This window comes from Novosphingobium sp. SG754, from assembly GCF_013149315.1.
Classification (GTDB): domain Bacteria; phylum Pseudomonadota; class Alphaproteobacteria; order Sphingomonadales; family Sphingomonadaceae; genus Novosphingobium; species Novosphingobium capsulatum.
Window position 1 is genome coordinate 429,209 of the sequence record NZ_JABGCC010000002.1, and the last position, 19,045, is coordinate 448,253.

Sequence of the window (19,045 nt, forward strand, 5' to 3'; positions counted from 1 at the left end):
CGCTCATGTCGTCTGTAATCAATCGGGAACTCGTCGCTGCGGTGCGTCCCTCGCTGATGATGACCGGGCTGTTTGCCGGCCTGCTTGGCCTGGCATACCCCGCCGCCATCACCGCCGTGGCCCAGGCTGCCTTTCCCTGGGCCGCCAATGGCAGCCTGATCACCGACCACGGCCAGGTCATCGGTTCTGACCTGATCGGCCAGGCCTTTACCAGCGCCCGCTACTTCCACGGCCGGCCCTCGGCGGCGGGCAGCAATGGCTACGATGCCTCGGCCTCTGCCGGGTCCAACCTCGCGCCGTTCTCGCAAACCTTGCACGATCGCGTGGCCGGCGCGGTCAAGGACTTTGCCGCCTCTTCACCAGGCTCTCCCGTTCCGCCTGACCTGGTGACCACCTCTGCCTCGGGGCTTGACCCTCATATCAGCCCCGAGGCAGCCTTTTCCCAGGTAAACCGCGTGGCCGCCGCCCGCAGCCTGGCCCCGGAAAAGGTGCATGCACTGGTAGAGACGCAGGTGGAGCAGCCGCTGCTGGGCCTGCTGGGCGAACCGCGGGTCAATGTTCTGGCGCTCAACAGGGCACTGGACGAAGCCACGTCGGCGCGCGCACAAGGGCATTGATGACGCCGGCACGCCCCGATCCCGAAGCCCTGCTGCGCCTTGCCGAGCAGGAAACCTCAGGCCGCCTCAAGGTTTTCCTTGGGGCGGCTCCTGGCGTTGGCAAGACCTGCGAAATGCTTGACGACGCGCTGGGCCAGGCCCGCGCCGGGGTGGACGTGGTGGTGGGCGTGGTCGAAACCCATGGTCGGGTGGAGACCGAGGCACGGCTGCGCCCGCTCTCGGTGCTGCCGCGCCGGGAAGTGGCGCATCGCGGCCATACCCTGCTGGAAATGGACCTTGACGCCATTCTCGAGCGCAAGCCCGCGCTCGTGCTGGTGGACGAACTCGCCCATGCCAACGCGCCGGGCAGCCGGCACGACAAGCGCTGGCAGGATGTCGAGGAAATCCTCGCCGCCGGGATCGACGTGTGGTCCACGCTCAACATCCAGCATCTTGAAAGCCTCAACGATGTCGTCGCTTCGTTCACCCATGTGCGGGTGCGCGAAACCGTGCCTGATCGCCTGCTCGACCGGGCGGAGATCGAGGTGGTCGATACCCCGCCCGATGAACTGATCGAGCGCTTGCGCGCGGGCAAGGTCTATGTCCCGCACGAGGCGGCGCGCGCGCTGCATCACTTCTTTTCCCGGTCCAATCTTTCCGCCCTGCGCGAACTCGTGCTGCGCCGCGCGGCCCAGGCGGTCGATGCGCAGATGCTCGACGATGTCCGCGCCCAGGCACTGGCGGGCACCTGGGCCACCGCCGATCGCGTGCTGGTGGCGGTGGGTAGCCATGATGCCGCCAGCGACGTGGTGCGCGCCGGGCGGCGCCTGGCCGATGCCCTGCGCGCACCGTGGACGGCGGTGCACATCGAAACACCGGGCGAACGCAGCGCGCAGGCCAATGCTCGCCTGGCCGAGGCGATGCACCTGGCCACCCAGCTTGGCGGCCAGGTCCTGGCGCTGCCCGCCGCTGGCGTGGTCGATGGCCTGCAACAGGCCGCCGCCGATACCCGTGCCACCCTGCTGGTGGTTGGCGCGCCGCGCCCGCGCCGCTTTGCCTGGCAACGGCGCCTCACCGTCGATACCCTGGCGCGGCGCCTGCCTGATCTTGCCCTGCAGCAGGTGCCGGTCGCGCACGGCGCGCAGGCGCGTATCGCACTGGACCGCGCGCCGATCGCGGCCTGGGGCTGGGGACCGCTGCTGCGCGGGCTGGTGCCGGCCATGGGCGCCACGGCGCTGGTTACCGCACTGGGCCGCCTGCTGTTTGCCGCCGCGCCGATCACCAACGTGGCGCTGCTCTATTTCCTGCCGGTGATGCTCGCCGCCACGCGCTATGGCCTGGCGACCGGGGTGATCACCGGCCTGGTCGCCTCGCTCGCCTACAACTTCTTCTTCATTCCGCCGACCGGCACGTTCACGATCGCCGATCCGCAGAACATCATCACCGTGCTGGTGCTGGTGGCGGTGGCGGCGGTCAGCAGCCAGTTGGCCGCGCGCTTGCGCCAGCAGGCTTTGCTCGCGGGCGCCAGTGCCCGCACCAGCGCGGCCCTCGCTGGTTTTGCGCGGTTGCTCACCGGGGTGACCACGGCCGAGGAACTGGGCCGCGTGCTCTGTGCCGAAGCATCCCGCCTGCTCGATGCCCATGCCCTGATGCTGTTGCCCGAAGACGGCAAGCTGGCCGTAGCCGCCGCCTTTCCGCCCGAGCACCGGCTGGAAGTGCTCGATTTTGCGGCCGCGCAGTGGGCGTTCGATCGTGCGCAGCCGGCCGGGCGCGGATCGGGCACGCTCACCGCGTCAGAGTGGCTGTTTACCCCGCTTTCGGCCGGCGGGGCGCCGCTCGCGGTGCTCGGTCTGGCGCGGGGCGATGCCAGCGCCCCGGTGCGCAGCGATCGCCTCCCGCTCTTGGGCAGCCTGGCAGACCAGGCCGGCTTGGCGCTCGAACGCATCCGGCTTGAACACGACATGGCCGGCGTGCGCCAACTGGAAGAGCGCGACCGGTTGCGCGCCGCGCTGTTGTCTTCGATCAGCCACGATCTGCGCACCCCGCTCACCGCCGTGGTCGGCACGCTGCGCGAACTCACGCCCGCCAATCCCGAGCAAGTGCCGATCCTCGCCACCGCCCGGGCCGAGGCGGAACGGCTGCAACGTTTCATCGCTAATCTGCTCGACATGGTGCGGATCGAGGCCGGCGCGATTGCCCTGCGGCCCGAGGCGGTGGACCTGGCCGAGGCCGTGGCCAGCGCGGTGCACGATCTGCGCCGCACGCTCGGCACCCGCGCCGTGACGATGGATATCGCTCCCGATCTGCCGCTGGTGATGGTCGATCCGCGCCTGTTCCACCACTGCCTGATCAACCTGATCGAGAACGCGGTGCGCCATGGTGGAGAGGAAGGCGCGATCATTCTGTCGGCCCAGCGTCGCGCCGATGGGCTGGACCTGCTGGTGCTGGACGAAGGCCCCGGACTACCGCCGGGCATGTCGCTTCGCATATTCGAAGTTTTCACAAGAGTGGAAGGCTCCGATCGCAAGGGCGGCACCGGCCTTGGCCTAGCCATCGTCAGGGGCTTTGCCCGCGCCATGGGCATCGATGTCAGCGCCGCCAACCGCAGCGATCGCCCCGGCGCCCGCTTCACCCTGCATTTCTCGGAAAGCCAGTTGCGAAAGATCAGCGCCGAATGAGCAGCCTTGCCACCCGCGTCCTGGTGGTGGACGATGAACCCGCCATTCGCCGCCTGCTGCGCGGCAGTCTGGCCCGCGCCGGGCACGAGGTGATCGAGGCGGCCGATGCCCGCGCTGCCCTGGCGGCGCTGGCGATCGACAAGCCCGATCTGGTGCTGCTCGACCTGGGCCTGCCCGATCGCGACGGGCTGGAACTGATCCCGCTGGTGAAGGCAACCGGCGCGGCCCTGCTGATCGTTTCGGCGCGCGATGCCACCGATGAAAAGGTTGCAGCGCTCGATCTGGGCGCCGATGACTATGTCACCAAGCCGTTCGACACCGACGAAGTCCACGCCCGCATCCGCGTGGCCCTCCGCACCCGGCTCAACCGCGTGGCGGAAGAGCCGGTGGTCCAGGTTGGCCGGGTGACCGTGGATCTGGCGGCCCGCCGCGTGTTGCGCGATGGGGTGGAAGTGCACCTGACGCCCAAGGAATACGGCTTTCTGGCGCAGCTGTGCCGCCACCCGGGTCGCGTCGTGTCGCATGCCGCGCTGCTGCGTGCGGTGTGGGGGGCGGGGCATGAACACGATGTGGAATACCTGCGCGTCGCCGTGCGCGGGGTCCGCCGCAAGCTGGAGGACGGCGACGTTGAGACGAGCATGATCCGCAACGAGCCTGGTGTGGGTTATCGCCTGATTACCACTTAGTCTGCACATCGGTTGCGTATCGTTGTTTGATCCTGCATTTGCATGGCAGGAGGTCTTCCTTATGCTCAATTCGCGTGATCTGGCCATTCTTGACGTTCTGCAGCGTGACAGCGATACGCCCCTGGCCGATGTCGGCGCCAAGGTGCACCTTTCGCCGTCGGCCTGTTCGCGGCGCATCGCCCACTTGCGCGATTCAGGCTATATCCGCCGCAACGTGGCTGTGATCGATCGCGCCAAGGTGGGGCTGCCGACCACGGTGTTCGTCACGGTCAGCGTGCGCACGCACAGCGCGGCGTGGACCGAGCAGTTCCGCCAAGCCGTGGCCGGCATTCCCGAAATCATGGAAGTCTATCGCCTGACCGGCAACATCGATTACCTGCTGCGGATCGTCCTACCCAGCGTCGATGACTATGACCGGGTGTACAAGGCATTGGTATCGCGGATCGAAATGAACGTGGTCTGCGCCTCGATCGTGATGGAGACGGTCAAGTCTGCCGAAAGCCTGCCGCTGCATCATGCCGCCGCATCCTGAACGCAGCGGTTGACCCCGCCTTCGCGGCACTGCACCATCGTGGCAGCCTCGCCTTTCACTCAAAGGATGCCTGCGCAATGACGGACTTTTCTGCTGCCCTGCCGCTCGATCGTCGGCGCATGTTCCAGATCGCTGCCGCCCTTGGCACCAGCGCCGCGCTGGGGGAGCGGGCCTTGGCAGCGCCGGCGGGCCAGGCCGGCCCGCAGCCCAGCGCGGCTTCTGCCGCGAACGGCCTGAAAGTGGCGCCAGGCACCATCCGTTTGAATGGCAACGAGTATTGGGAAGGTCCGGTGGAAGATGGTACCGATGCCGCCCGCGCTGCCGTTGCCCGCAGCAACTATTACGACCCTGCCGGCGAGCGTGACGCCCTGATCGAAACCGTCGCGACGATGGAGCAGGTGGGCGCCGATCATGTCGTGCCTTGGGCGGGATCGGGCAGCCCGCTCGCCCGCGCCGTCGTCGGCTTTTCCAGCCCAGAGCGGGGGCTGGTCACCGCCGATCCCACCTTCGAAGTGGCCTGGATGGTGGCCGGCTATATCGGCGCGCCGGTGGCCAAGGTGCCGCTGCGCGCCAGCGACCAGGCCCACGATGTGCGTGCCATGCTGGCGGCCAATCCGCGCGCCGGGCTCTATCACATCTGCAACCCCAACAATCCCACCGGATCGCTGACTCCGATGGCCGACATCGTGTGGCTGGCCAATGCCATGCCCAAGGATGCCGTACTGCTGCTGGATGAAGCCTATCTGCACTTTTCTGGCGCCGCATCGGGCATGGATCTGGTCCGCCAGGGCCAGAACGTGGTGATCCTGCGCACCTTTTCCAAGATTTTCGGCATGGCCGGCATGCGCATGGGCCTCTCGATCGCCCGGCCTGACCTTCAGGCCAAGCTGATGCAGTACGATGGCGTAATCCAGACGCTGCAACTGCCGGTGCCGGCGCTCGCCTGCGCCAGCGCCAGCCTGCGCCGAATGGACCAGATCACCGCCCGGCGCGAACAGAACACGCAGACCCGCGAAAAGACCGCCGCTTTCCTCACGCAGCGCGGTTTCCCGGTGCTGCCCAGCGCCGCCAACATGCTGATGGTCGATTGGGGCCGGCCCGCTGCACCGATCAAGGCCGCGTTCGAGGCCAAGGGCATTGCCATCGGTCGCTCCTGGCCGATCTGGCCGACGCGATCGCGCATCACCATCGGCTCACCCCAGGAAATGGACCGTTTCTGCAACACGGTGGAGCGTGTGCTGGCGTAGGGCCGAAGTTCCGTAGGAGAATAGCGGGACCCCGGATCAAGTCCGGGGTCCCGCTACCTGCTTTTTTCATCGCTCCTGCTTGTAACGATCCCTCCCCATTTGCGCCTAAGCCGGGCGGAGCAGCCCTGACGCCACCAGTTCGGCCAGCTCGGCAGGTAGCGGCATCCCCGCTGCCATTTCCGGCGCGGGTTCGGGCGTACCGAGAGTGGTCCGCATGGGCAGGACGCCAGCCCAGACTGGTACGTCCGCCTCATCCGCGTCGCCGGGTGGGCCGACGCGGTCTTTCACGCTCGCTTCGGCGATATCCATCCACATCACCGTTGTGGCCTTGGCCTCTTGCGCGGTCATCGGGCGCAGTGTGTCCCACCGGCCGGGGAACAGGCTGTCGACCATCTGACGCAGCGCCGCGGCGCTTTCCTGCGCATCGGCGATCTTGTTGGCGCGGCCAAATACCATGGCGCTGCGATAGTTGACCGAATGGTTGTAGGCCGATCGCGCCAGGACATAGCCATCCATCAGGCTCACGGTCAGGCATACCGCTTGCCCTTCGGCCTGGCGCAGGAACCGGCTGGCCGAAGACCCGTGCCAGAACACGCGGTTGCCCTGCCGCCAGTGGAGCGTTGGCGTCACATAAGGCGCGCCGTCGATCACATAGCCAACGTGGCACATGGGCGCGGCATCCAGTACCGCATGAACATCGGCCCAGGCATGGCTGGCGCGATCGTGCATGCGGCGCACGCGACTGCGGTCTGTGACGGGAAACTGGTTTGTCATCGCTTAGGCCTCTTGCTGTGGCAAGCTGGTTTTGCCGACAAAGTGGTTTGTTGATGAGGTCCACTTGTCAAAATATGAGCAGTCCGCTTAAAGCGCCCCCATGCATGCCGAACCGCTGACCTGGCTGGTGTTGAACCGCGCTGCGGGCGATCTGGAAGGGCAGGTCTATCGCGCGTTTCGCGAACGTATCCTGGCAGGCACGCTGCCGGCCGGGGCGCCTTTGCCGTCGACGCGCGCGCTGGCTGTGGCGCTGGGCATCGCGCGCAGCACGGTGGTGGCCGGCTATGACCGGCTCGCCGCCGAAGGCTTTGTCCATGCCACCCCCGGCTCTGCCACCCGCGTCGCGCCTTTGCCGCCGCCGCCGTTGAGCGGAGGGGGCCGGCCAAAGCGGGCAGAACCTGCAGGCCTGGCTGCCGCGGCCCAGGAAGATCCCAGCCGCTTCCTGCCGCTGCGCCCGGGCCTGCCTGATCTGGCGTCGTTTCCCCATGCGGCCTGGGCGCGCTGCCTCGGCGCCCGCGCCCGGGCCTTGCGCGTCCATGACCTGGGCTATGCCAATGCCCAGGGCCTGCCGATCCTGCGTGCCGCCGTGCTCGATCACGTGCGCCGGCGCCGCGCCGTGGTGGCCGATCCGGCGCAAGTGGTGATCGTGCCGTCGACCGCGGCGGCGCTGGCGTTGCTGGCGGGGCTGGTCGTGACGCCGGGCGATACCGCCTGGGTGGAAGACCCCGGCTATGCCACGGCCCAGGCGCTGTTGCGCCGGGCGGGTGCCACGCTGGTGCCGGTGCCGGTGGATGACGAGGGGCTCGATCCGGCGCGCGCGCCGCAGGCATCGCCGCCGCGACTGATCCACGTCACTCCGTCGCATCAGTATCCGGCCGGCGCGGCGATGAGCCTGTCGCGGCGGCTGGCGCTGCTCGATCGCGCGTCCAGCCACGGCGCCCTGATCGTGGAGGACGATTACGACAGCGAGTTCCACTATGCCGGACGCCCGCTGGCCAGCCTTCAGGGATTGGATGATGCCGGCTGCGTTGCCTATCTCGGCACGTTTTCCAAGGTTCTCGCGCCGGGGTTGCGCGTCGCCTATGCGATCGTGCCACCGCGCCTGGTGGCGCCGATGCAGGCGGCGGTGCGCCTGTCGGGCGGCATGGTGCCGATACACGTGCAGGCGGCGATGGCCGATTTCCTGGCAGAGGGGCATCTCAACGTCCATGTGCGCCGCATGCGCAAGGTCTATCACCAGCGCATGCTCGACCTGGCCGGGCGATTGGCTGGCATGGCGCGGGGCCGCTGGCAGATCGGGCCGGTCGATGGCGGCCTGCAACTCGCGCTGTGGCTCGATCCCTTGGCCGGGCAAGACGATGCCGCGCTGGCGCAGGCGTTGCATGAGCATGGGTTGGGCGTGATGCCATTGTCGCAGCTATTTCTCGGCCCGCCGCGTGCCGGCCTGCTGCTTGGTGTGGCCACGGCTACGCCACAGGCGATCGACCGCCTCGCCACGGCGCTCGACCGGCTGGTGCCGCTGCCCGCCTGACGGGGTTACGGGCGCCAGTCGCGATGGCCCATGTGGCGCAGACGGCGGCCACAATGGCGGCACGGGCAATATTCCACGCCAGCCTCGTAAAAGCGTTTTCCACGGTTGGGCTGGTGGCGGCCAATGCTGCATAGCAGCACTGCCCAGATCTTGGGTGAAAGCTCCATGGTCGCGCTCCCCAATGCAAAAAGATGCGACAGTGCCGTGGTTTAGGCGAATCCAAAATCAACGTGCAATTCGTTGATTATTGCACTGCACACAGATTTTGGCGAGCGATTTTACAATTGCCCGGCATTTTCGCCAGGATGGTTAGGCGCGGTTGGCCATGTGCCAGGCCAGCCCTTCCACCCGTTCCACGATCGTGCTGGAAAGCGGGGAAGGCGGAACCTGTTCGGCCCAGGCCTGGTGGAAGCACAGCAGCCAGCCCTTTATCTCTTCCTCACCGATCGAGGCACCCATGTGGCGCATGCGCAGGCGGGGATGGCCATATTGGCTGGTATAGAGCGGCGGTCCCCCAAGCCAGCCGGTCAGATATTCATACAGCCGCTGTTCTGCGCGTTCGAGGGAGGGCGGATGCACCGCGCGGCAGGCCGCAGCGCCGGGCAGGCTGTCCATCAGGTGATAGAACCGGGCGCAGAAGGCTCGCACCATGTCTTCCCCACCCAGCAGGTCATACGGGGTGGGCGCAGTGCTGTCGCCAGGGGCATCCGGGGCTTGGGTCATGCCGCGCCATAGCCCTGGCCGTGCGTGCTGGCCAGCGCCCGCGTTCGCGGCTAAAGCACCCTGCCATGGCACGCATTCTGGTTATCGAGGACGATCCCGACACGGCCGGCGAAATCGTGGCCGAATTGCGCGGCCACGGGCACGAGGTGCGCGCGGCGAACGACGGCGACAGCGGGGTGGAACTGGCCCTGCGCGAACCGTTCGACGCAATCACGCTCGATCGCATGCTGCCCGGGCTCGATGGGCTGTCCGTTGTCGCCCGCCTGCGCGCGGCCGGGCTAACATTGCCAGTGCTGATGATCAGCGCGCTGGGCGATGTCGACGAGCGGATTGCCGGGCTGCGCGCGGGCGGCGACGATTACCTGATCAAGCCGTTTGCGCCCGACGAGATGGCGATGCGCGTGGAAGTGCTCCTGCGCCGCCAGGGCCAGATGGCCGCATCCACCGCGCTGCTGACGGCAGGGCCGGTGGAAATGGACCTGATCCGCCGCGAGGTGCGCGTGGCTGGCGAGCCGGTGCGCCTGTTGCACATGGAATTTCGCCTGCTCGAATTCCTCATGCGCAATGCTGGTGAAACCGTGGCGCGGCAGATCATCTTTGAACGGGTGTGGGGGTATTATTTCGATCCCGGCGCCAACCTGATCGCCGTGCATATCGCCCGCCTGCGCAAGAAGATCGATCTGCCGGGGCAGCCGTCGCTGATCGAAACGGTCAAGGGCGAAGGGTATCGCTTCGATGCCGGCTGAATGGCCCTGGGCTACCTGGCCGCGCTTTTCCGCCATTCGCAAGACCAGCACGTTTCGCCTGGCGGTAATGTTTGGCGCGGCATCGGTGCTGGCCGTGCTGCTGGTGTTGGCGATGGTCTATAGCCTTACGGCCGGAAACCTCGACACGCGAGTCGATCTGATCCTGCGCGCGGAAATGGCCCGCCTGGTGGCGGTGCCGCCGGCCGATCTGCCTGCCGCGATCGATGCATCCTCGCGCGCCGGGGCCAATCCGCTGGGGCATTTCGGCCTGATCTCGCCCGGCGGGCGCTGGGTGGCGGGCGATCTCGGTGCCAGCCCGCCGCTGAGGCTGGGGCACACTTATGCGCGTGAAGATGGGCCAGACGTGCGCGGGCCGCTGCATATCCTGGCTGAGCGAACCGCCGGCGGCTTCATCATCATGGTCGGCCGCGATTCCACCGTGATCACCGAACTGCGCGATCACGTGCTGGTGATCCTGCTTGCCAGCGGCCTGGTGGTCGTGCCGCTGCTGCTGGGCGCCGGCCTGGCGCTGAGCCTGGGGCCGTTGCGGCGGGTGGACCGCCTGCAACGCGTGGCCAGCACGATCGCCGGCGGGCGCCTCGATGCGCGCATGCCGATCGAGGGGCGCGGTGACGAACTCGATCTGCTGGCCGACACAGTCAACCACATGGTCGGCGAGGTCGAGCGATCGATGGCACAGGTCAAATCGGTGACCGATGCCATTGCCCACGATTTGCGCACCCCGCTCACCCGCGTGCGCAACCAGCTGTATCGCGCCGCCCGCGCGCCGAACTTGCCCGAGGCGGAAGGGCAGCGCATCAATGCCGCGATCGAGGATCTCGACACCGTGCTCGCGCGCTTTGCCGCGCTGCTGCGCATTTCCGAGATCGAGGCGGGCCACCGCCGCCAGGGCTTTGCCGCCACCCGCATCGATGAACTCGTGGCGGTGGTGATCGATCTCTATGCGCCCCTGGCCGAGGAGCGCGAGGTGGCGCTGCTGGCAGGCAGCCTCGCGCCGGTCACGCTGGTGTGTGATGCGCAACTGATGGTCGAGGCGCTGAGCAACCTGGTGGACAACGCCATCAAGTTCAGCCCGCCTGGCGGCACCGTCATGGTCACTGTCACGCGCGAGGGCGGTCAGGCCGTGATCGCCGTGGTGGACGAAGGCGAGGGGATTCCGGCCGAACAGGTCGACGCGGTGGTGCGCCGGTTCGATCGCGGCGCGGCATCGCCTGCCGTGCCAGGTTCGGGCCTGGGCCTGAGCGTGGTCGCGGCGGTTGCCCACCTGCACCAGTTTGCCCTGGAACTGGCGCCGGCGCGGGCCGATCGCGCGCGTCCGGGGCTGGCCGCGCGCATCCGCGCCGGGCATTCCCCCGCAATGTGAAATTCATTTCATTGGCATGGCGCCGCCGCTCGGTTCAATGGAGCCGGCGGTTGGCGCCGCACCATTGGCGGCGTCCCACGTTTCTGGCGCCTGCCTGCGCCTGCCTTCGCGCGTGCGAAGGCGGTGCGGGTGGGCCAAACCCATTGGGAACGCCATGCTGCAATTGGTCAAGCTTGCGCTCAGCAAGCCATATACCTTCGTCGTCCTGGCCATCCTGATCGTGCTTTCGGGTTCGATCGCCTGGCTACGCACCCCCACCGACATCTTTCCCGATATCCGCATCCCGGTGATTGCCGCGGTGTGGCAGTATCGTGGCCTGCCGCCCGAAGACATGGCCGGCCGGGTGGTCTATTATTACGAACGCTCGCTCACTTCGACGGTCAACGATATCGATCATATCGAAAGCCAGTCGATGAACGGCGTGGGTGTGGTCAAGATTTTCTTCCGCCCCGGCGTCGATATCCGCACGGCGACCGCGCAGGTCACCTCGGTGTCGCAAACCGTGCTCAAGCAGATGCCGCCAGGCATGACGCCGCCGCTGATCCTCAACTACAGCGCGGCCACGGTGCCGATCCTGCAGATGGCGCTGTCTTCGGGCAAGCTTTCCGAACAGGCGATCTACGACCTTGGGCAGAACGGCATTCGTCCGCAACTCGCCACCGTGCAGGGTGCGGCCGTGCCATCGCCCTATGGCGGGCGTGAACGCCAGATCCAGATCGATCTCGATCCCGCCGCGCTGTTGCAGCACAATCTCTCTGCCGCAGACGTCGGCGCCGCGCTCGCCGCGCAGAACCAGATCGTGCCCGCCGGCACCACCAAGATCGGCGAGTTCGAATATTCCATCCGCCTCAACAACAGCCCGCAGGTAATCGACCAACTCAACGCGCTGCCGATCCGCACGGTCGATGGCACGACAGTGACGATCGGTGACGTTGCGCATGTGCACGATGGTTCGCCGCCGCAGGTGAACGAAGTGCGAGTCGACGGCGGGCGCGCGGTCTTGATGACGATCCTCAAGTCGGGCTCTGCCTCGACCGTTGATATCGTCAACGACGTCAAGGCGCTGCTCCCCAAGCTCAAGGAAACGCTGCCCGACAGCCTCAAGATTCAGCTGCTGTCGGACCAGTCGCTGTTCGTGAAGGCGGCCGTTTCGGGCGTGGTGCGCGAAGGCGTGCTGGCGGCGGCCCTGACCAGCCTGATGATCCTACTGTTCCTGGGCTCGTGGCGGTCAACCGTGATCATCGCCACCTCGATCCCGCTGGCGATCCTGGCCGCCGTGGCGGGCCTGGCGGTGACCGGTGAAACGCTCAACATCATGACGCTGGGTGGCCTGGCGCTGGCCGTGGGCATCCTCGTGGACGATGCCACCGTCACCATCGAAAACATCAATTGGCACCTCGAACAGGGCAAGGGCGTGGCCGAGGCGATCATGGACGGGGCCGAGCAGATCGTGCGCCCGGCCTTCGTCTCGCTGCTGTGCATCTGCATCGCGTTCCTGCCGATGTTCTTCCTGCCCGGCGTGGCCGGCTTCCTGTTTGCCCCGATGGCCAAGTCGGTGGTCTTTGCGATGATCGCCAGCTTCGTGCTGTCGCGCACGCTGGTGCCGACCATGAGCAACTTCCTGCTCCGCGCGCATGGTTCGGAGCATGCCGTGGACATCATGGTCAGCCATGATGCCATGACCGGGCAGAAGCCGGGCATGCACCCGCTGCGCCGGTTCCAGCATGGCTTTGAAACGCGATTCGAGGCGATCCGCGCCTGGTACGTTGACGTGCTGCGCGCCGCGCTCGAAAGCCGCCGGCGGTTTGTGCCCGGGTTCATGATCGTGGTGCTTGCCTCGTTGGTTCTGGTGCCGTTCCTGGGGCGCAACTTCTTCCCCAGCGTCGATTCCGGTCAGATCAGCCTGCACGTGCGCGCGCCGGTCGGCACGCGCCTGGAAGAGACCGCCGCCCTGTTCGACAAGGTGGAGGACCAGATCCGCGCCACGGTGCCTCGCGATGAGCTGGTGTCGATCGTCGACAACATCGGCATGTCGTCTTCGGGCATCAACACCGCCTATGCCAACAGCGGCGGCATCGGTGCGCAGGATGGTGACATCCTGGTGACCCTGGCCGAAGATCATCACCCGACCGACGGCTATGTCCGCGCCTTGCGTGAGCATCTGCCGCATTTGTTCCCCGGCACCACGTTCTCGTTCCTGCCGGCCGACATCATCAGCCAGATCCTCAACTTCGGCGCGCCCGCCCCGATCGACGTGATGGTGACCGGGCCCGATACCAAGGCCAACGCCGATTACGCGCGGATGCTGGCCGGCCGCATCAACCGTGTGGCCGGGATTGCCGATGTGCGCATGCAGCAGGCGACCAATGCCCCGGAACTGCGCTTTGACATCGATCGTGCCCAAGCCGATCGGCTTGGCGTGACCGAAAACGACGTGACCAAGAGCCTTTCGGTCAATCTTGCCGGCAGTGCGCAGGTGGCGCCCACGTTCTGGCTCAATCCCAAAAACGGCGTGTCCTATCCGATCGTGGTGCAGACCCCGCAATACCGCACCGACAGCATCGGCGCGCTCGACAACATCCCGGTCAGTTCGGCCCGGCCCGGTTCGGTCCAGCTGCTGGGTGCCCTGGGCACCATGACGCGGGAGCCAACGGCGGCGCTGATTTCGCACTATGCGGTGCAGCCGGCGTTCGACGTCTATGCCACCACCCAAGGGCGCGATCTGGGCGCCGTGGCGGGCGACGTGCAGAAGATCCTGAACGATACGGCCGCCAGCCTGCCCAAGGGTTCGACCGTAAAGATCCGGGGCCAGGTGGAAACCATGAACGCGGCCTTCACCGGGCTGGTCCTGGGTCTGGTTGGCGCGATCGTGCTGATCTACCTGCTGATCGTGGTCAACTTCCAGAGCTGGATCGATCCGGCGGTGATCGTTTCGGCCCTGCCGGCTGCGCTTGCCGGGATTGCCTGGACGCTGTTTGCCACGCACACGCCGCTATCGGTGCCGGCCTTGACCGGGGCGATCATGTGCATGGGCGTGGCCACGGCCAACTCGGTGCTGGTGGTCAGCTTTGCCCGCGAACGCCTGGCCGTGCTGGGCAATGCCACCCTGGCCGCGATCGAAGCCGGTTCCACCCGCTTCCGCCCGGTGCTGATGACGGCGCTGGCCATGATCATCGGCATGGCGCCGATGGCGCTCGGCCTGGGCGAGGGGGGCGAACAGAACGCCCCGCTCGGCCGCGCCGTGATCGGCGGCCTGATCTGCGCCACCATTGCCACGCTGGTGTTCGTGCCCGTGGTCTTCTCCATCGTCCATCGCAAGGAACGCCGGGGCGGCGCCACGTCGCAGCCCACCCCGCCGCCGTCCGATGATCCCACTTTCATCAAGGGAGACCTTGTCCATGCAGAATGAAACCAGCCTGGTCGTGGGCCAGGAAGACGCCCCAGCGCGCGCGCCGCGCGGGCTCAAGACCGCCGGCATCGTTGCTGGCGTGGTGGCCGCCGTCATCGTGGGCGTGGGCATCTACAGCCGCCATGGCGAGGCACTAGACACCCGCAACTGGAGCGAGGCGCAGGCCATTCCCACCGTTCACCTGGTGGACGTGACGCCGGCCGCAGCCAGCGGCGCGCTCAGCCTGCCTGGCACCATGGCGGCGTGGAACACCGCGCATATCTTTGCCCGCGTGCCTGGCTACATGCAGGCCTGGACGCGCGACATCGGCGCCACCGTGGGCCAGGGCACCCCCCTGGCGCAGATCGAGACGCCCGAGCTTGACCAGCAGATCGCGGCCGCCCGCGCTGCGCTGGCCAAGGCCAAGGCCAGCGCGGGCTTGGCGCGCAGCACGGCAGCGCGCTGGAACGACCTGTTGACCGACCATTCGGTTTCGCAGCAGGAAGCCGACGAGCGCAACGGCAACCTGGCGGTTCAGGTTGCCACCGTGCGCGGGGCCGAGGCAGATCTTGCCCGGCTTCTGGCGATGAAGGGCTATGCCACGGTGCGCGCGCCCTTTGCCGGCGTGGTGACCCAACGCACTGCCGACATCGGCGATCTGGTGGGGCCTGGTGCCACCAACCAGCAGCCGATGTTTACCGTGGCCGACGTCAGCCGCATCCGCATCTACGTGGGCGTGCCGCAGACCTATGCCGCCGCGATGAAACCGGGCGTGGAAGCGACCCTGACCGTGCCCGATCTGCCGGGCCAGACGTTTGCCGCCAAGGTTGTCGGCACGTCGGATGCGATCAATCCGCAGAACGGCGCCTTGCAAGTGCAGTTGCTGGCCGACAATACCGCCCACGCGCTGCGCGCAGGCGGCTTTGCCCAGGTGGCGTTCAAGGTGCCGGGCAGCGCAGGGGCGGTCATGATCCCGTCTAGCGCGCTGCTGTTCCGCTCTGCCGGCACCCAGGTGGCCACGGTGGGCAGCGATGGCCGGGTGCGGCTGCTGTCGATCACGCTCGGCCGCGATCTGGGCAAGACGGTGGAAGTGGTCAGTGGCCTGTCCGCCGGGACCAAGATCATCGACAACCCGCCGGATTCGATCGCCAACGGCGAAGCGGTGCATGTCGCCCATGCCGGTGCAAACGGTGGGGGCGGCCAGCATGCCTGAGCGTCTTGCCAAGCTGCGGCTGGGGCTGGGCGCTGCCCTGGCCATGGCCCTGGCCGGGTGCGCCAGCGCCCCGGCCTATAAACCGCCGCAGGTCAGCCTGCCTGCCGCCTTTTCCGGCACCGGGCCGTGGGTGCCGGCCAGCGGCGATGCGGCCACGCCACCCGCCGCCTGGTGGACCGTGTTCGGCGATCCCGTGCTCAACGGGTTGGAAGATCAGCTCAACGCCGGCAATCCCTCGCTTGCCGCTGCCGTTGCCCGGCACGACAAGGCCGCGGCACTACTGCGCCAGGCGCGGGCCGATCTCTATCCCCAGCTGGGCGCCGGGGCGACGGTCACGCAGAACCGGCAATCGGCTGATCGCCCGCTGCGCGGCAGCACCCAGCCCGATTATTATGGCGCGCAAACCCTGGGCCTGACCGGCAGCTATGAAGCCGATCTGTGGGGTCGTGTGCGGGCCAATGTCGCCGCCGGGCGGGCCGATGCCGAGGCTGCTGCCGATGACGTGGCCGATACCCGGTTGCAACTTCAGGCGGAACTGGCCGAAGGCTATGCCGTGCTGCGTGGGCAGGATCGCATCATCGCGCTGCTCGACGATACCGTGGCCGCCTATGCCCGGGCCGACCACATGACGCAGCGGCGCTTTTCCGGTGGTATCGCCAATGCCATGGAAACCGGCCAATCCGCGACGCAGCTGGCAGAGGCGCAGGCCGCGCTGGCCGATGCCCGCAATGCCCGTGCCCTGGCCGAACATGCGCTGGCGACGCTGGCGGGCGTGCCGGCCACCGGCTTTGCCATCGCGCCATCCGATCGCAGCCTGGCGCTGCCGGCGGTTCCGGTGGGCGTGCCCTCCACGCTGTTGCAGCGCCGGCCCGACATCGCTGCGGCCGAGCGGCGGATGTATGCCGCCAATCGGCGCATTGGCGTTGCCCGCGCGGCCTTCTTCCCCTCGCTGTTGCTGGGCGGTCAGGTTGGCCTGCAGGATACCACGCTGGCCAATATCATCGCCGCGCCCAACACGTTCTGGTCGATTGGCCCGGCGGCGGTGATGACCCTGTTCGATGGTGGGCGTCGCCACGCCCGCGTGATGCAGGCCCGCGCCGATTGGGATGCTGCCACCGCAGACTATCGCGGCCACGTGCTTGGCGCGGTGCAGGATGTGGAAGACGGCCTCTCCCGGCTGCATCACCTGGGCGACGAAGCCAGCGCCGAGGCGCGCGCGGCCGAGCAGGCTGGCACGGTCGAGGCGCTGGCCACCCGCCGCTATGAACGCGGCGCGGTCAGCTATCTCGACGTCGTCACCGCCCAGACCACGGCGTTGCGCACCCGGCAAAAGGCGATCGAGGTGGATACCCAGCGCCTGCAGGCGGCAGTGCGCCTGCTGCGCGCCGTGGGCGGCGGCTGGCAGGGCGATACCAGCATGGCTGCGGCGCCGTCATCGGCAAAGGCTGGCTGATCAGGCCCAACGTCGTGCCGATCGTTGCGGGGGCTTGGCTTTTCCGCCAGCCCCCGCGATGATGGCGGCATGGTTCACTCTGTTGCCGCGCCCGCTGCTGGCCATGACGCGGCCGATACCCGCCTGGCCTGGCGCGCACGCGTGGCGGCATTGCTGTTTGCCCTGCTGGTAGCAGCGCTCGCCGGGCTGGTCGTGGCCTTTGCCATCAGCGCGCGCGGCGCCAACCGCCAATTCACACAGGCCAGCCTGTCGGAGCGGCAGGCGGCCGTTGTCGCGCGGATCGTCGCGCTCGCCCCAGCGGGGCAGGGCCCCGCGCTCGAACGGGCCTTGGCCGATTATCGTGCGCTGGTAGCCGAAGAAGTAGGTCTGGCGCGCGGCCCGACACTAACGCGAGAGCAGATCCGTGCCGATGCCTTGGTGCAGCTTGCCCGCACGCCCGGCGCGCAAATGCGGTTGGAAGCGCTGGCCCGCACGATCGATGGCCAGGAAAATGGCGAGCTTCAGGCCGGGCGCAGGGCGCTGGCCCGCGCCGGGCAGCGCAGCATGGTCCTGGCCGGCTTGCTCGCCGCCGTCGCCCTGGCCTGCGCGGCCTGCGGGGCCTGGCTGCTGTGGCGTAGCAACCGCGCGCTGGCGGCCATGGTCCAGGCGCGCACTGCCCGCATCGCCGCCGTCGACGCGTCACGCCGCCTGTTCTTTGCCAAGGTCAGCCACGAATTGCGCACCCCGGTGGCCGCAGTGCGCAGCGCCGCCGAAGTGGCGCTGGACCAGCCCGATGCCGATCCACACCTCTTGCGCGAAACGCTGGGGCACATCGTGGCGCAGGCCGGTTTCCTTACCCACCGCATCGACGAACTGCTTGGCCTTGCTGCCGCAGACGATGGGCGCTTGGCCCTGGCGAGCGCGCCGTTCGATCTTGGGAAGGTGGTGGCCGAGGCCGTGGCGGCGGCGCGGCCCTATGCGGCAAGCGTCGATGTGGCAATGGCGCTTGCCGCCCCGGCCTGCCCCCTGCCGATGATGGGCGATGCCCGCTGGCTGCGCCAGGCGCTGCTGGCGGTGATCGAAAACGGTATCAAGTTTTCGCCAATGGATTCGGCTCTTTGCGTCACGCTGATGCCCGCTGATGGCGTGGCTGAGGTGGTGATCCACGATCGCGGTCCAGGGGTGATGGAGGCCGAACTGCCGCGTATTTTCGATGCCTATTACCAGACCCACGAAGGCCGGCAGCGTGGAGGCAGTGGGCTGGGCCTGGCCCTGGCCCGCTGGGTGGCAGAGCGCCATGGTGGCAGCGTGCAGGCAGCAAACCAGCCCGATGGCGGGTGCGCGATCCGTTTTCGCCTGCCCTTGCAGGATGGCGCGGCATGAGCCTGGTCCTGCTGGTGGAAGACGATGCCGGCATTGGCCGGGCGATCGTCCAGGGCCTGGGCGGCCGCGGCCTTGGCGTGCGGTGGCTGCGCCAGGGGGCGGGCGTGCTCGACGCCCTGGTGCGCGAGCAGATGGCCACGGTCATTCTCGATATCGGCCTGCCCGATGCCGATGGCCTGGCGCTGTGCCGCCAGATCCGCGCCGCCGGACATGCCATGCCGATCCTTATGCTCACAGCGCGCACAGCGCTTGATGACAGGCTGGAAGGGTTTGACGCCGGCGCCGACGATTACCTGGCCAAGCCCTTTGCCTTTGCCGAACTGGCCGCCCGGGTGGGCGTGCTGGTGCGCCGCGCCGGGCAATTGCTGCCGCCGCCGATCACCTGGCAGGGCCTTTCCATCGATCGCGCCGCCGGCACAGCCGCCTGGCACGGCACCGCGCTGGCCCTGGAGCCGCGTAGCCTGGCGTTGCTGGCCGAACTGGCGCTGGCCCGGGGTGAGGTGGTGGATCGGACCGCGCTGATCGATCGGGTGTGGGGCGCCGATGCCGTGATCACCGACAACGCCGTCGATGTGGCGGTCAGTGCGCTGCGCAAGCGGCTTGGCCCCTGCGGCTTGGGCATTGCCGCCGTTCGCGGCCGGGGTTTTCGCCTGACTTTGCCGGAATAGGCGCCAGCACCGTCTCATACCTTGGGTCAGTCTGAGCGTTCGCTCAGGTTATTGGCGTTTCATC

The 19,045-nt window shown here is 67.8% G+C and carries 16 protein-coding genes; 13 read left to right on the forward strand and 3 right to left on the reverse strand.

All coding sequences use genetic code 11. The annotated features are described in order from the left end of the window. Positions 1-5 precede the first annotated feature (5 nt). The 5 genes from kdpC (at position 6) to FHW97_RS06485 (ending at position 5,739) form a co-directional block, all read left to right on the forward strand. Positions 6-617: a potassium-transporting ATPase subunit KdpC gene (kdpC, locus tag FHW97_RS06465; RefSeq protein ID WP_171798428.1), complete on the forward strand. Its 612-nt coding sequence runs from the start codon at positions 6-8 to the stop codon at positions 615-617. Continuing rightward, positions 617-3,274 (forward strand): sensor histidine kinase KdpD, encoded by a 2,658-nt coding sequence (locus FHW97_RS06470; RefSeq protein WP_171798429.1) that lies wholly within the window; start codon positions 617-619, stop codon positions 3,272-3,274. The genes kdpC and FHW97_RS06470 overlap by 1 nt, the downstream gene beginning before the upstream one ends. Next, complete coding sequence (locus FHW97_RS06475; protein ID WP_171798430.1) at positions 3,271-3,960, forward strand: response regulator; 690 nt, start codon at positions 3,271-3,273, stop codon at positions 3,958-3,960. The genes FHW97_RS06470 and FHW97_RS06475 overlap by 4 nt, the downstream gene beginning before the upstream one ends. Positions 3,961-4,021: 61 nt before the next feature. Then, on the forward strand, positions 4,022-4,492 hold the full coding sequence (locus FHW97_RS06480; RefSeq protein WP_171798431.1) for an Lrp/AsnC family transcriptional regulator: 471 nt from the start codon (positions 4,022-4,024) through the stop codon (positions 4,490-4,492). Between the two features lie 77 nt (positions 4,493-4,569). Next, positions 4,570-5,739: a pyridoxal phosphate-dependent aminotransferase gene (locus FHW97_RS06485; protein ID WP_171798432.1), complete on the forward strand. Its 1,170-nt coding sequence runs from the start codon at positions 4,570-4,572 to the stop codon at positions 5,737-5,739. A 105-nt stretch (positions 5,740-5,844) separates the two neighbouring features. Here FHW97_RS06485 and FHW97_RS06490 read toward each other — a convergent pair whose 3' ends face one another. Beyond that, positions 5,845-6,513 carry a pyridoxamine 5'-phosphate oxidase family protein gene (locus FHW97_RS06490; RefSeq protein WP_171798433.1) on the reverse strand — a complete coding sequence of 223 codons (669 nt, stop codon included), beginning with the start codon at positions 6,511-6,513 and terminating at the stop codon, positions 5,845-5,847. Positions 6,514-6,613: 100 nt separating this feature from the next. Between FHW97_RS06490 and FHW97_RS06495 the strand changes: the two genes are divergently transcribed. Continuing rightward, positions 6,614-8,044 carry a PLP-dependent aminotransferase family protein gene (locus tag FHW97_RS06495; protein ID WP_171798434.1) on the forward strand — a complete coding sequence of 477 codons (1,431 nt, stop codon included), beginning with the start codon at positions 6,614-6,616 and terminating at the stop codon, positions 8,042-8,044. Between the two features lie 5 nt (positions 8,045-8,049). Here FHW97_RS06495 and FHW97_RS06500 read toward each other — a convergent pair whose 3' ends face one another. Both FHW97_RS06500 and FHW97_RS06505 read right to left on the reverse strand, forming a co-directional pair. Then, positions 8,050-8,211 (reverse strand): hypothetical protein, encoded by a 162-nt coding sequence (locus FHW97_RS06500; protein ID WP_022677979.1) that lies wholly within the window; start codon positions 8,209-8,211, stop codon positions 8,050-8,052. 142 nt (positions 8,212-8,353) lie between these two features. After that, positions 8,354-8,767, reverse strand: coding sequence for a group II truncated hemoglobin (locus FHW97_RS06505; protein ID WP_062784462.1), 414 nt, complete (start codon positions 8,765-8,767; stop codon positions 8,354-8,356). A 65-nt stretch (positions 8,768-8,832) separates the two neighbouring features. On the opposite strand from FHW97_RS06505, the gene FHW97_RS06510 reads away from it, so the two are divergent. The 7 genes from FHW97_RS06510 to FHW97_RS06540 all read left to right on the forward strand — a co-directional run bounded on the left by FHW97_RS06510 (position 8,833) and on the right by FHW97_RS06540 (position 18,981). Further along, on the forward strand, positions 8,833-9,513 hold the full coding sequence (locus tag FHW97_RS06510) for a response regulator transcription factor (RefSeq protein ID WP_022677977.1): 681 nt from the start codon (positions 8,833-8,835) through the stop codon (positions 9,511-9,513). Further along, positions 9,503-10,897: a HAMP domain-containing sensor histidine kinase gene (locus tag FHW97_RS06515; RefSeq protein WP_171792230.1), complete on the forward strand. Its 1,395-nt coding sequence runs from the start codon at positions 9,503-9,505 to the stop codon at positions 10,895-10,897. The genes FHW97_RS06510 and FHW97_RS06515 overlap by 11 nt, the downstream gene beginning before the upstream one ends. Positions 10,898-11,051: 154 nt before the next feature. Beyond that, positions 11,052-14,306 (forward strand): efflux RND transporter permease subunit, encoded by a 3,255-nt coding sequence (locus FHW97_RS06520; protein ID WP_171798435.1) that lies wholly within the window; start codon positions 11,052-11,054, stop codon positions 14,304-14,306. After that, positions 14,296-15,498 carry an efflux RND transporter periplasmic adaptor subunit gene (locus FHW97_RS06525; protein ID WP_022677974.1) on the forward strand — a complete coding sequence of 401 codons (1,203 nt, stop codon included), beginning with the start codon at positions 14,296-14,298 and terminating at the stop codon, positions 15,496-15,498. The genes FHW97_RS06520 and FHW97_RS06525 overlap by 11 nt, the downstream gene beginning before the upstream one ends. Next, entirely contained in the window at positions 15,491-16,951 is a 1,461-nt protein-coding gene (locus FHW97_RS06530; protein ID WP_171798436.1) for an efflux transporter outer membrane subunit, read from the forward strand. Before FHW97_RS06525 ends, FHW97_RS06530 begins: the two co-directional genes overlap by 8 nt. Positions 16,952-17,020: 69 nt before the next feature. Continuing rightward, the gene (locus FHW97_RS06535; RefSeq protein ID WP_171798437.1) at positions 17,021-18,313 is read left to right on the forward strand and encodes a sensor histidine kinase KdpD; all 1,293 of its coding nucleotides are present in this window, start codon (positions 17,021-17,023) and stop codon (positions 18,311-18,313) included. Further along, positions 18,310-18,981 (forward strand): response regulator transcription factor, encoded by a 672-nt coding sequence (locus FHW97_RS06540; RefSeq protein ID WP_253941628.1) that lies wholly within the window; start codon positions 18,310-18,312, stop codon positions 18,979-18,981. Before FHW97_RS06535 ends, FHW97_RS06540 begins: the two co-directional genes overlap by 4 nt. Positions 18,982-19,045 lie beyond the last annotated feature (64 nt).